This window comes from Nostocoides veronense (assembly GCF_039531185.1).
Taxonomy (GTDB): Bacteria; Actinomycetota; Actinomycetes; order Actinomycetales; family Dermatophilaceae; genus Nostocoides_A; species Nostocoides_A veronense.
In genome coordinates this window covers 100,839-114,203 of record NZ_BAAAPO010000015.1, presented here as the reverse complement: position 1 = coordinate 114,203, position 13,365 = coordinate 100,839, and the positions used below count along the sequence as shown (strand labels likewise).

The 13,365-nt window shown below is 66.1% G+C and carries 10 protein-coding genes and 1 pseudogene; 7 read left to right on the top strand and 4 right to left on the bottom strand.

The genetic code is table 11. From position 1 onward, the window contains the following. Positions 1-46: 46 nt before the first annotated feature. Complete coding sequence (locus ABD225_RS04385) at positions 47-1,438, bottom strand: MFS transporter (protein WP_344081838.1); 1,392 nt, start codon at positions 1,436-1,438, stop codon at positions 47-49. 80 nt (positions 1,439-1,518) lie between these two features. After that, the gene (locus ABD225_RS04380; RefSeq protein WP_344081835.1) at positions 1,519-2,784 is read right to left on the bottom strand and encodes a D-alanyl-D-alanine carboxypeptidase family protein; all 1,266 of its coding nucleotides are present in this window, start codon (positions 2,782-2,784) and stop codon (positions 1,519-1,521) included. Between the two features lie 189 nt (positions 2,785-2,973). Between ABD225_RS04380 and ABD225_RS04375 the strand changes: the two genes are divergently transcribed. Beyond that, complete coding sequence (locus ABD225_RS04375; RefSeq protein WP_344081832.1) at positions 2,974-3,342, top strand: single-stranded DNA-binding protein; 369 nt, start codon at positions 2,974-2,976, stop codon at positions 3,340-3,342. A gap of 42 nt (positions 3,343-3,384) precedes the next feature. Here the strand turns inward: ABD225_RS04375 and treS are convergent, their stop codons facing one another. Next, complete coding sequence (gene treS / locus ABD225_RS04370; RefSeq protein WP_425564333.1) at positions 3,385-5,649, bottom strand: maltose alpha-D-glucosyltransferase; 2,265 nt, start codon at positions 5,647-5,649, stop codon at positions 3,385-3,387. A 54-nt stretch (positions 5,650-5,703) separates the two neighbouring features. Here treS and ABD225_RS04365 point away from each other — a divergent pair, with 54 nt between their 5' ends. Beyond that, the gene (locus ABD225_RS04365) at positions 5,704-7,323 is read left to right on the top strand and encodes an FAD-dependent oxidoreductase (protein ID WP_344081826.1); all 1,620 of its coding nucleotides are present in this window, start codon (positions 5,704-5,706) and stop codon (positions 7,321-7,323) included. A gap of 2 nt (positions 7,324-7,325) precedes the next feature. On the opposite strand, the gene ABD225_RS04360 is transcribed toward ABD225_RS04365, so the two are convergent. Further along, positions 7,326-8,042 (bottom strand): hypothetical protein, encoded by a 717-nt coding sequence (locus ABD225_RS04360; protein WP_344081823.1) that lies wholly within the window; start codon positions 8,040-8,042, stop codon positions 7,326-7,328. Between ABD225_RS04360 and ABD225_RS04355 the strand changes: the two genes are divergently transcribed. The 5 genes and pseudogenes from ABD225_RS04355 (at position 8,041) to ABD225_RS04335 (ending at position 13,311) form a co-directional block, all read left to right on the top strand. Next, positions 8,041-8,439, top strand: coding sequence for a hypothetical protein (locus ABD225_RS04355; protein WP_344081821.1), 399 nt, complete (start codon positions 8,041-8,043; stop codon positions 8,437-8,439). The two genes, ABD225_RS04360 and ABD225_RS04355, sit on opposite strands and share 2 nt — an antisense overlap. 41 nt (positions 8,440-8,480) lie before the next feature. After that, positions 8,481-10,301, top strand: coding sequence for a glutamine--fructose-6-phosphate transaminase (isomerizing) (gene glmS / locus ABD225_RS04350; RefSeq protein WP_344081818.1), 1,821 nt, complete (start codon positions 8,481-8,483; stop codon positions 10,299-10,301). Positions 10,302-10,446: 145 nt separating this feature from the next. Next, positions 10,447-11,320 (top strand): annotated as a pseudogene (locus tag ABD225_RS04345) (sulfurtransferase). A gap of 34 nt (positions 11,321-11,354) precedes the next feature. Beyond that, the gene (locus tag ABD225_RS04340; protein WP_344082020.1) at positions 11,355-11,804 is read left to right on the top strand and encodes a SufE family protein; all 450 of its coding nucleotides are present in this window, start codon (positions 11,355-11,357) and stop codon (positions 11,802-11,804) included. Between the two features lie 418 nt (positions 11,805-12,222). Continuing rightward, positions 12,223-13,311 carry a hypothetical protein gene (locus tag ABD225_RS04335; RefSeq protein WP_344081815.1) on the top strand — a complete coding sequence of 363 codons (1,089 nt, stop codon included), beginning with the start codon at positions 12,223-12,225 and terminating at the stop codon, positions 13,309-13,311. Positions 13,312-13,365: the final 54 nt, after the last annotated feature.

Genomic DNA, 13,365 nt, shown 5'->3' with positions numbered 1-13,365 from the left:
GGCCCACCCCAACGATGGAGTGGGCCGCTTCGCGTGTGCTCGGCGATCAGATCAATGCGGGCTGGGTGTTGCCAGCCTGGCGGATGCCTTCGCGGAAGTCCACGCGCGAGAGCAGGAATCCGCCGATGACAAAGAAGATGATCAAAGCGATGATCGCCAGGCGGTAGGTGTGGGTGAGTTGGTAGACCACGCCAAAGAGCAGGGTCCCAAACCAGCTCGTGCCGCGTTCCATGGCCTGGTACAGCGCGAAGTACTCCGCTTCCCGCTTGTGGGGGACTAGCTGCGAATAGAGGCTGCGCGAGAGCGCTTGAGAGCCGCCGAGCACGAGTCCGATCGCCACGCCGAGCAGCACGAAGGGGATAAAGGCCTTCTCGGGCACGAAGTATGCCGCCGCGACGATCCCCGTCCACAGGGCCAGCGACCCGAGCACCGTCTTGGATGCCCCCACGCGCGCGGCGATCCGGCCGAAGATCAGGGCGCCGAAGAAGGCAACGAACTGGACGAGCAGGATGAGCGCGATCAACTGCGACTGCTCGAACTTCAGTTCCTCGGCGCCATACAAGCTTGATGAGGAGATGACGGTTTGGATGCCGTCATTGAAGAAGAGGTATGCCAGCAGGAAGAGCATCGTCTGCGGGTGGTGCGCGCGCAGATCGGAGAAGGTGTTGCGCAATTGCGCGATGCTCCCGCCGACCACGCTCTCACCGGCTGCGACGGGCGGCTTCTCGGCATTGCGCAAGTCCCACATGCCCTTGATCGGGATGATCGCGAAGACGGCCCACCACACGGCGGCGCTGAGCATGGATGCCCGCACCGCCATACCTGTGGTCAGCCCGAAGGGTTTCATCGTGACCAGGACAAGGTTGACCGCTAGGAGAAGGCCACCACCGAGATAGCCGAGCGCCCAGCCGCGAGAGGAGACTTTGTCGCGATCGTCGGGGGCTGCGATCTGATTGAGCATGGAGTCATAGGTGACCAAGGAGGAGCCGAGGAAGACCGTCGCCAAAACCATGAGGATAGCCCCGAGTTGCCAGCGGGTGCCGGTGACGAAGAAGAGGCCAGCGGCACTGATGGCTCCGCCCCAGGCGCAGAGGCCGAGGAACTTGGCCGGCCGTTCCATGCGGTCCACGATGGCGCCGATGAAGATGAGCACGATCGCCGAGAGGATCGTCGCGAAGGTCGTCGTATAGGGCGCGAGGGCTCCGGGGGCGATGGGTATGCCGAGAACGTGCAGATTCGTCGCGCAGTCCAGATCACTGTCCTGGCCAGGACAGGCTGCCGCCTTGGCGATCGAGGTGATGTAGGGGCCGTAGAGCACCGTGCCGATCGTCGTCACAAAGGCGGAGTTGGCCCAGTCGTACCAGTACCACGGGCGGATGAACCGGGCATTGGCCGCATAGTCCGGGGAGTCGGTGGGGGCCACCGGCGCACTAGTCATGGCGGAACTGTGGCACAGCCAGGGGTCGGTGCGACATAGGCGCACCTACTCATCGGTAGGAGATTTCCCGTCCGGCCTGATCAGCCGGCGTACTCCCAGTGCCACGGCTCGGGCAGACGACCACCTTGAGCGGCCCAGTCCGGGTGGAACCACCCGAAGAGCGCGGCATTCTGAACCAGCCACAGGTGCGCGGGGGCGCTGTAGTCCTGCACGCCGCCGCACAGGTCAACGGCGCGGCCGAGGCCGTGCTCGCTGGTGCCGGGGGTGGCGGCCCACGGGCCGCGGGCCGCCTTGACGGCGACCTGCTCGGCATACGAGCGGTAACCATCGGTGACGCACAGCAGTTGGCCGGAGTCCTTGGCATAGGCCTTGGACATGGCGTTGAAGGCGGCGGCCGCGTCCGGGACGAGGAATTCGTCGCTGCTGCCGACCATGGGGCACAAGTTTGACGGCGGGATCTGGCCGTTGGGGAAGACGCCAGAAGCATCGGTGCACGGCGTCAGGCGCAGGTCCTTAATCGAGACATTGCTCGCCGCGAGCGCGTCCGTCAGTCGCTCGCTGGCGGCGATCGCGTCGGCGTCGCCAGTGCCGAGCAGCAGGCCCGCGAGCGGGCCGGCCTCGGTGACATGCTCGGCGTGTGCCGTGCGCAATTCGTCAAGGGCGCTCTGCTGCTGCTGGACAAACCCTTGCGCCTTCAGCTTCGCCTTCTTGGCCTTGGCCTCGGCCGCCTCGGCCTTGCCCAATTCGGCTTCCGCGTTCATCGACGCCAGCTTCTGCGCGACGGCAACCTGGCGGATGTCATCGACGCTGCGGATGCGATTGTCGGTGAGGTAGTTGAGGTCTTGCAGGGGGTTGGAGGCCTCGGAGGCTTCCTTGGACAGCGCGTCGAGATAGCCGAGTTGCTCGGCGAGCGGGCCACCTTGGGTATAGGCGCTGACGGCCCACTCCCGCAGCTCCGAGCGGGCCTGGTCGAGCCGCTCCTGCAGCGCATCGGCGATGTCCGCCTGGGTCTTGGCCTTTTCACGGGCGTCGCGCCCCTCGGTGGATGCTTCGCTGTATGCCTGCAGGGCCGCGTTCGCCTTCTTGGCGGCCTCCTCGACCTTGGTCATGGCAGCAGCCATGTCGTCGCTGGTCGCCAGAATCTGCTGCCGGAGGATTTCAGCCCGCGCCACCTGGCGCTGGACTTCCTCCGGGGAGAGGCCACCGGAATCGGTGGTGTCCGGCGGGATCGTGACCGTCGTGCTCGGCGTCGGCGAGGATGAGCCGGACTCTGCTGCCTGGGCGGCGGAGCAGCCTAAACCGAGCGTCAGGGACGCCACGAGAAGCACAGGGCCGGTCAGCCGCATCAAACCATCCGTTCGGAAACAGCCATGCTCCGCGGGAGAACGCAGCACAAGCGCTCGCAATCATATCGTGACCAAGACGGTCACAACAGACGATGGCCGATATCCACAGGTAGCACGTGGAAAAGGGCTTATCCACAGATTTTCGAGCCCCACTTCCGATGCCGGTGCACCCGCGGAACAGTGGTCGGCATGCGAAAGACAGCGGCCGACGGGGGCCAGATCCCGATGACAGAGCCAGACGCCAACACCGTGCTGCTGCGCGGGCGAATTTCTGGAGTGGAGGAGCTGCGCGAGTTGCCGAGCGGGGACAAGGTGCGCACCCTGCGCCTGGTCGTGCCGCGGCCGGCCGGTCGGGGCCGTCCTGCGTCCGTCGACACCATCGACGTCGCCTGTTGGAGTGCGGCGACGCGGCGGGTCCTCGATCGCGTTGGGGTGGGGGACACGATCGCGGTTAGCGGCTCGCTGCGGCGCCGGTTCTTCCGTGCTGGTGGCGCGGTGGCGAGCCGGTATGAAGTCGAGGCGAGCAGTCTGCAGCGCCTGGTCGGCGCCGCAGACTGATCCCGCCTTTGACCCGCCGCTTGGCCCGGGTCAGCCGGTCTATCAGTCGCTCTCGCTCGGGCGCAGCACGAGAAGCGAGCGGCCCTCGTGAGGCTGCAGCACGACATACAACGAATGCAGGTCGTCGACCTCCCCAACCGGCGCCTCAGTCATCATGTCGACGACCTTGCTGCCGGGGGTCAGCTCGAGCGACCGGACGCTGCCGGACACCGTTTCGGACGAGAAGTTCAAGACCGTGATCTGGTCTGCGTCGGCCAGGCGGTGAACCAGGACCAGCATGCCCTTGTGCGAGGTGGCGGGGATGTCGACCTGCTCGCCGGTGGCCAGGCCGTGGCGAGCGCGCGCCGTGAGAATGTCCCGCAACTTGCTCGCGAACGAGGTGTCGTCAGCAAGTTGGGTCGTCAATGAGCCATACAGCGACCGGGCCTTGGGAATGCGGGAGGTGGACTCCGTGGCCTCCGGAGCGAAGTCGAGCAGGTCATAGGCGCCGCGGTGGATCCACCGGGTGTCGCCATCCTTGATCAAGGCCGCGACCTGCTTGCGCTCCAACGGCAGAGCGCCGACCAAGTCCCAGCCCGAGAGGGCGAAGACACCTGGCTGCCACGCGTTGTACATCGCCAGCAGCAGATGCGCCTTCTTGATCGCCTCGATGTTCTCCGAGGTGAGCGCGCTCAGGTCGTTCAGGCCAAGTGAGGCGGCGATGATCGACGCCGTCGTCGACGCGATGCCATTGGTCGTGAAGGTGGAGTTATACGGACCGTTGTCACCGGTGAGTTTCTCGGTCAGTTCGGCGCGAATCAGCGTGGCGAGATCGCCCCCGAGAATCGGCTTGCGGCGGAAGCTGAAGGTGTCGCCGGCGTGCAAGGTCGCGAAGTGGACGAGTTCGTAGGTCATCTCGTCGTGGTTCTGCAGCGCATGCACCAGCGAGACGGTGTCAACCCCGATCTCGCGCGCCGCGCGCATCGTCAGCCGCAGGAACTCGGCGTCGCCGGTCGCGAGGGCGTGGTGGTATGCAGGGCGGTTGACGAAGTCGTAGGACAAGTCGGCGCCACGTTCACCCGAGGAGAGGATGTCGTCGATCGTGAGGTTGAGCTCCTGGAAGGTGAAGCCGCCGACCTTGCGAACCATGCTGGCGATCAGCTGGTTCGCTGCCTCGGAGAGAGGGTGGCCTTCGGACCAGGCCGGCCCGCCAGAGGCCGACTTCTCCACGCCGAGGAAACCATTGGCGTCCAAGCGCAGCGCGCCACTGCCGAGGTCGCCGAGGGAGTGCAGGGCGTCGCCGATCACCAGGCGCATGCCCGCGAAGGTCGGGTCGAGCCAGTTCAACGAGGGCTGACCCTCCTTGAAGTAATGCAGGTAAACCCAGCGGTGTTCCTCCCCGTCCGGTCCGAGGACGGGGGCTGTGGCCGACCAGTTCGTCTCCTTCACGCCCGGCTCAAAGAAGATGACGCGCTGAAGTTCGCCGACGATATAGCCCTCGTCGGTCAGTTTCTTCTCGGTCGCCGGGTCGAGGTTGACCGAGTCCTGGCCCTTGGGGACCTTCGGCAGCAGAGCCCAGTCCTTCTGGGGGATCTCGACCATGTGGTAGATGCCCGGGTAGTCGCCAACCTTCATTTCGGCGAGCCGGAAGTCCGCGCCCTTGCCCGTGTGGCCCGGGACGATGTCGTCGATGACGATGCCGCCGTGCGCGGTCGCCACCTCGCACATGGCCCGGAACTCATCCTCGGTGCCGAACATCTCGTCGAACTGCGTCGAGATCCGGTCGAAGTGCCCGTCGACACTCGGCGTGGTCTCCCATCCGCTGATCCCGCCGGCGCGTTTGACCGGCCCGGTGTGCACCGCCGTGATGCCGATCTGCTCGAAGGCGCTCCACAGGCGCTCGTTCCCGAGCGCCCCAAGGAAGGTGGCATCCGGCGCCGTGATCATCGAGATCGGGTATGCCGTGAACCACACCGCTGCCTTCTCGATGGCCGCGCGCGGGTCGGGCGCGGCATAGGGGTTCTGCCACATCGAGCCCTCGCCAGCGAACTTGCGCGCGAAGGTTCGGGCGTCCGCGAGCATCGACTCCGATTCCAGCCACTGAACGTATTCGGGATTGTCGCCACTGGCGGAGCCGGGTTGCTTCGGCTTGCGCTGCCACAGCAGGTCGCGCAGCCGAGCCCGCGGACGCAGACGCGCGGGGCGGGCGTCATACAACTGACCCTCGAAGCTGACCTCCTCGGGGACCGCGTCGCTGGGGTCGAGGATTTCGTCGGGGACTGTGGGGTCGGTCACGGTCCCCAATGGTACGGACCTCGTGATGGTCATCGTGCCGGAGTGGGGACAGGATGCACAACATACCCGTGGGGGTATTATTTCCTCATGCGTATCGTCATCATTGGGGGAGTCGCCGGCGGCATGTCCGCCGCCACCCGAGCCCGCCGTCTCCTGCCCGAGGCCGAGATCGTCGTCGTGGAACGCAGCGGTCACGTCTCGTTCGCCAACTGCGGCCTGCCGTATTACGTGGGAGGAGTGATCGAGCAGCGCTCGTCCCTGCTGCTGCAGACCCCGCAGTCGCTCGCGGCCCGCTTCGGGCTTGACGTGCGCGTCGGTCACGAAGTGGTCGGCGTTGACGCGAGCGAGCGCACCGTCGAGGTGCGCGAGCTCGCCTCCGGAGCCTCCACGACGATGGCGTATGACGCGCTAGTTCTCTCGCCAGGGGCCACGCCAGTCCGACCGCCCATCCCGGGAATCGAACGGGCCCTGACCCTGCGCGACATCGAAGACACCGACGCACTCGCCGCCGCGATTGCTGGCGCTGGCCGAGCTGTGGTGATTGGCGGTGGTTTCATCGGAGTCGAACTGGCCGAAAACCTCCGTCACGCCGGTTTGTCGGTCGACCTCGTCGAGGCCACTGAGCAGGTCCTCGCCCCGCTGGACCCCGAGATGGCCTCGCCGGTGCATGCCCGGATGCGCGAGCATGGGGTCGGTCTCCATCTGCGCTCCCAGGTTGTCGCCATCGACGCCGAGGGGGTCGAACTCCACGACGGCCGCCGACTCGATGCCGACCTCGTGGTGGCGGCGATCGGGGTGCGTCCCGACACTCGGCTCGCCACCTTGGCCGGCCTGATGGTCGGCGAGCGCGGCGGCATCGTGGTGGATGAGCACGGACGCACCTCGGATCCGCATATCTACGCGGTCGGCGATGCCGTGGAGAAGAGCGACGCTCACGACGGCTCGGCGGTCTTGGTGCCGCTGGCCAATACCGCCAACTTGCAGGGGCGCCGAGTCGCCGATGTGATCGCCGGCCGGCCAAGCTCAATGCGGCCGGTGCAGGGCACCGCCATCGTCGGCGTGTTCGGTCTCCAGGTGGCGACAACCGGCTGGAATGAGAAGCGACTGCGAGCCAGTGGGCGGCCCTATCGCGCCATCCATACTCACCCCCTGGATCACGCGGGCTACTTCCCCGGGGCCGCGACCATGTCCTTGAAATTGCTGGTGGACCCTGAGAGCGACGCCATCCTCGGCGCCCAAGGCGTCGGCTCAGCCGGAGTGGACAAGCGCCTCGACGTCATCGCGACCGCCATGCGCGGTGGCCTGCGCGCGCGCGAGTTGGCTGATCTGGAGTTGTCCTATGCCCCGCAGTTCGGCTCCGCCAAGGACGCGGTCAACATGCTCGGCTATGTCGACGAGAACCTCGCGGACGAGGTGACGCACAGCATCCAGTGGCACGAGCTGCCCGCCGCGTTGGCGGGTGGAGCGACGCTGATCGATGTGCGATCGGCGAGTGAGCACGCGGCCGGCGCCATCCCTGGCGCTGTTTTGCTGCCGGTCGATGAACTTCGGAGCCGACTTGGGGACGTGACGAGCAATGACGTCATCGTGCACTGCGCCGTCGGGGTGCGCGGTCATGTGGCCGCCATGATGCTGGCGGCGCCGGGACGGCGCGTTCGGAATCTGGACGGGGGCTATAAGACCTGGGCGGCCGGCACCGGCGAATGATCTCAGACCGGGGGAGTGCCCATCGCGGGCTTGCCCCCGAAGGGGTTGTCGCAGAACAGGATCGACCAATGCAGGCAGCCCAGATTCCACTCACCGAGCTCCTGCTTGTGAGTCACCACGAGCCAGTTGCGGGCGGGGTCGAGCTCCGCGCCCGTGCCGTCAAGGATCGTTGAGCGGTATGCCGGACCGTAGCTTTTGCCGCACCACCAGTCGTCGTTCGTTTGGGCTTCCACAAAGACCGCAGCCCGTGACGACCGTGATCCGACAGGCGTGCCCTCATCGCTGTCGGCCCGGCGCAGGGGAGTGCACCCCGACAGGGGCGACTCGCCGGTCACCGGGTCCCCGACCACACGCTCGGGGACCTGGCCAAGGATCGCGTTCGCTTCCGCGCGGTCGGTCACTGGCCAGGCGCTCGTGGTGACCAGTCGGCACGCTTGGCGGTAGGACTGCACGATCCACCCGGAGTCTGTCGTGGGAAATTCGCAATCCTCGGCGATGAAGGAGATCTCGGGCGGCTTTGGCAACGCGATCAGGTCCCGCTGAGCGGCGCGTTCCGGCGGCAGTTTCTGCGCTAAAGCCGAGGTCAACTCCTTGTTGATCTCGGCGCGCGTGCCGCGCGCCTTGATCCAGCCGACGCCGTTGACCAGGAGATAGGCCGCGACGGCGAGCGCCATCAGTGCACCGATGACTTTGCCGATCGCGGAGAAGAATCGAGCCATGAGGGAACGCTATGTCGCCGTCCTCTCGGCGCAGGTGAGCACGACTACTCGGTTCCCCGCGGAAGCATTAGGTGCAATCTGCCCGAGTTCGGGCAAATTCTTGGAGATCGTCTGTTCATGCCTCATCCTGGACCGTATGCCGGATCGTGAGGTCGTCGAGCGCGTCGCCGCCTCGACGGGCCTGACGATCGGGGAGGCCGAGCGCGTCATCGATGACGTGCTGGCGTGGTACCGCGAATCGGTCGAAGACTTCGTTCGGCGTCGCCACGCCGATCTGCATCTGCACGGAGTGCGCAATGACGTGGCCTTCCGAACCATCCGGAATGAACTCGCGCAGCGCCTCGTGGCGCCGCCCGAACTCACCGAACGCCAAGTCCGTCGGATCATCTACGGCTGAGCCGACACTGCATTCTTTTCGACCATCAGGAGATCGACACCATGTGCGGGATCGTTGCCTATATCGGTGACCAGCAGGCCGCCCCCTTCCTCATCGAGGGTTTGAAGACCCTCGAATATCGCGGTTATGACAGCGCCGGCATCGCCGTGCTCGGCGCCAAGGGGACGACCGCAGTTCGCTCCGTGGGACGAATCCGCGACCTCGAGTCCGCACTGCCCAAGCGGCTCACGGGGAGCGCGGGGATCGGGCATACCCGCTGGGCAACGCACGGCCCGGCCACCGAGGCCAATGCTCACCCCCACCGCAGCACGGACGGGCGAATCAGCGTCGTGCACAACGGCATCATCGACAACTCCGCCATCCTGCGCGACCAGCTGACCGCGGCCGGAGTCACCTTGAACAGCGACACCGACACCGAGGTCGTCGCCCACCTCGTGGCGCGCTCCGAGGCCGACACCCTCGAAGGAGCCGTGCTGGACGCATTGCACAAGATCACCGGGACCTACGCGCTCGCCGTGATCGATGAGGCCCACCCGGACCGGATCGTGTTGGCTCGCAACGGTTCTCCGCTGATCATCGGCGTGGGGGAGAAGGAGACGCTGGTCGCGAGCGATGCGGCGGCGCTGGTGCGGCATACCTCCCATGTCATCCACCTCGACGACGGCGAACTCGCCACGGTCACGGCTGGCGGCTTCCGCACTTTCGACCGGCAGGCGCAGGACACCGGCCGGGAACCGGTCGAGATCGAGGTCGCCGCGGCCGAGTGGGAACTGACCGGCCACCAGCACTACATGTACAAGGAGATGCTGGAACAGCCCGAGAAGGCCGCCGCCGTCATCCGCGGGCGACTCGACGACCGCTTCGCCACCGCCCGACTGAACGGCCTGAACCTGACGCCCAAGGAGTTGCGCGCCTTCCGACGAGTGAAGATTCTCGGCTGCGGATCCGCGTACTACGTCGGGCAGATCGGGGCGCAGCTGATCGAGGATCTGGCCCGGATCCCCGCCGACGCAGAGGCAGCCTCGGAGTTCCGCTACCGCAACCCGATCATCGAGCCGGACACGCTGTATGTCGTGGTCTCGCAGTCCGGTGAGACCGCCGACACCGCCTTCGCCGTCTCGGAGATCAAGCGCAAGGGCGGGACGGTTGTCGGTGTCGTCAATGCGGTGGGCTCGACGATTGCGCGCGAGGTGCACGGTGGCATCTACCTGCACGCTGGGCCGGAGATCGCGGTGGCTTCAACCAAGGCGCTGACGAATATGGCGATGGCGTTCGGCATGCTCGCCTTGCACCTTGGCCGGCTGCGGGATCTGTCCTTCGCCGACGGCGAGCGCATCCTGACCGCACTCAAGCGCATCCCGGACCAGATCCAGGCCGTGCTTGACGACGAAGCGCACATCATCGACCTGGCCAAGCGTCTGGCGAAGACGCAGAACGCCTTCTACATCGGGCGGGTCCGGCAGTATCCGGTCGCGCGCGAGGGCGCGCAGAAGCTGAAGGAAATCAGCTATGTGCACGCCGAGGCCTATCCGACGAGTGAGTTGAAGCATGGGCCGCTCGCGCTCATCGATCCCTCGATGATGACGGTTGCGGTCGTGCCCGACGATGAGTTGACCGACCGCAATGTTGGTGCGGTCCAACAGGTTTTGGCACGCGGGGGAGAGGTCATCGCCATCACGCACGCCAGCGTCGACTTGCAGGGCCTAGATGTGGCCCGGATCGATGTGCCGAAGTCGGAGCCCGAGCTCGACCCGATTCTGCTGATCATCCCGACGCAATTGCTGGCCTATCACGCAGCGCTCACGCTGGGCTATGACATCGACAAGCCGCGCAATCTCGCGAAGTCGGTCACCGTCGAGTAGTCGGACTGGATCGAGGGGCGCCGCGTTGATCGCCTTGTATGTCGTGATCGCCACCGTCTTCTGGTGGGGCTGAGCGACTCCGCGCTTCGCCGCCGGCCCCAGGCCGTGGCGCAATGTCATGTGAGGGCGGGGATAACATCGCATTATGACCGCGACCGACTACGCCCATCCTGAACGCCTCGTGTCCACCCAGTGGCTCGCCGACCAGTTGGCCGCTGGCGCTGCGGGCGCGGGGACGCAGATCGTCGTGCTGGAATCGGACGAGGACGTGCTGCTCTACGAGACGGGGCACATCCCGGGCGCTCAAACTCGACTGGATCACCGACCTGAACGACCCGCTGACGCGCGACTACATCGACGCCCAGCAGTTCGCGGCTGTGATGAGCGCGCGCGGGATCAGCCGGGACACGACGGTGGTCCTCTATGGCGACAAGAGCAATTGGTGGGCGGCCTATGCCCTCTGGGTTCTCAGCCTGTTCGGGCACGAGAACGCCAAGCTGCTCGATGGCGGGCGCGCCAAGTGGATCGCCGAGGGACGGGAGCTGACCACCGCGATCCCGGAGGTGGCCCCGGCGACGGGGGAGGCGGCATACCCCGTGGTGGAGCGGGATGACGCGCCGATCCGGGCCTTCAAGGAGGACGTGCTCGCCCACCTCGGCAAGCCGCTGGTCGATGTCCGGTCGCCGGGGGAGTACTCGGGGGAGTTGCTGCATATGCCGGACTACCCGCAGGAGGGCGCGGTGCGCGGCGGGCATATCCCGGGCGCCAAATCGGTCCCGTGGGCGCGCGCGACCAATGAGGATGGGACGTTCAAGTCGCGGCCCGAGTTGGAGGCGATTTACCTTGCGGAGCAAGGACTTTCGCCCGAGGACGAGGTCGTTGCCTACTGCCGGATCGGTGAGCGGAGCAGCCATACCTGGTTCGTGCTGCATCACCTGCTCGGCTTCGACAAGGTCCGCAACTATGACGGCTCGTGGACCGAGTGGGGCAATGCCGTGCGCGTGCCGATCGAGAAGTGAGCGCGGGGTGACTGCTTCCGCTGGTGGCGGGGCGATGCCGGCGTCGCTCTCCGAGATCGCCGCGGACTTCCTCGACCTCGCGCCGAAGGACCGGCTGCAATTGCTGCTGGAGTTCAGTCAGGGGCTGCCCGACCTCCCCGAGCGGTATGCCGATGCCCCCGAGTCGCTGGAGCAGGTGCACGAGTGCCAATCGCCGCTCTTCCTGACCGTCGAGGTGGGGGAGGGTATACCGCGTGGCGCCCAGCCGGTCTCCCTCTTCTTCTCCGCTCCGCCCGAGGCGCCGACGACCCGCGGCTTTGCCGGGATCCTGCACGAGGGTCTGGACGGGTTGAGTGTCGATGAGGTGCTGGCGACTCCGGAGGCGGCCCCGATGTCCTTCGGTCTCGCCGAGGTCGTCTCACCGCTACGGCTGCGCGGCATGGTCGCCATGCTGAGCCGGATCAAGCGCCAGGTGGAGCTGAAGTCCGGCGCGGCCCTGGGCTGATTTGGCGTAAGCGCCGTTTTGAGCGTGTTCGGTCGGGTTGTGACGGGCTAGGTCGGGCTGGCGTCGGCTGGTTGGCCCGACGAACTACAGGTATGCCGCCCACCTCCGCCCCCGCACGCTCAGCACCTCGGCGCGCGACGACATACCTGTAGTCTGACTGACTACGTGAAAGATGGCCAACAGACACTGCGTTGGTGGCCATCTTTCACGTAGCACCAGCGAAGAGTCTCGTCCTGCAAATTATGGCCACTCCGGATTCGACGTGAGGGTACTCACGACCTGCATTCAGGCCCTGGCGGCTCTGTGAAGCACGTTGGCAAGGGCAAAGCGCACAGCGACGGGCCTGGCCTCGTAACCTGCTGGCATGCCTCGCGAGTCATACAACGTGCGCGTCCTTCGCCAGAAGGCCCTGTCTTCCTTGCGCACCGGCGTGGGCGCGTTCAACGCGCTGGACGACGAAGGACGCATCACGCGCGTCTTGCTGAGCCTTCAGCATGCCTTCGAGATGTTGTTGAAGGCGGCTCTGGAGGCCAAGAGGGTCCCAGTCTTCGACAAGCGCAGTGGCAAGTCGATCTCGCTGGAACTCGCGATCCGGCAGTGCCAGCAGACCGATGGCATCAAGATCAGCGACGACGAAGCGGGCACCATCCGCGCTCTCGACTCGCTGCGCGACGCTGAGCAGCACTGGTACGTGGTCGTGGACGAGGGGCTTCTCTACCTGTACGTGCGGTCGGCGGTCACTCTGTTCGATGACCTGCTGTGCCGGGTCTTCGGCGAGCGGTTGGGCGATCACCTACCAGCGCGCGTGTTGCCGATCAGTGCAGAACCGCCTCAGGGCCTAGACCTGCTGGTCGACCGCGAGCACGAGCGGATCGCCCGACTCTTGAAGCCAGGACGTCGAGCAACGGCTGAGGCCAATGCCAGAATCAGAGCCCTGCTGGCGACGGAAGCACTCGCGGACCTAGACGCAGCCGAGGTCAGCGAAACCGATGTACGCCGCGTGGCCCGAGGGATCAGGGAAGGGAAGAGCCGCAGCCAAGTGTTCCCCAAACTAACCGGCTACGCGGCGAACATCGTCGGATCAGGGCTGACGGTAGAGGTCCGGTTGGTCAAGTCGGGCGGCTTGCCGGTCACGTACACGAGCGACCCAGCAGTCGACCCAGCGGCGATCCGGACTGTGGACCTGGAGAAGAAGTTCTACATGGGTCCCTATGACTTGGCCGACCGGGCGGGGGTGAGCCGCAGCGGCGCGACGGCGCTCCGTCGTCACCTCGGCCTCGACAGCAACGATGACCACTTCTCGCATCGGTTCGTCTTCGGGAGGACCAAGCACTTGCGCTACTCGGACAACGCGTTGAAGGCAATGCGCGACGCCCTAGGAACCGTCGACATGGAGCGTGTCTGGGCGGCGCACAGGACGCTCGCCAGCAACTCTAAGTCGACGCTGCCACCCTGTGACCAACCGGGCTGTGTCCTCGGCTCGACTGCCAAGCCAGCCCAGGCGTAGCCCGCGTAACGGGTTGTCGCCGAGGTGATCCGTTCACTACGGACTTCATGGACT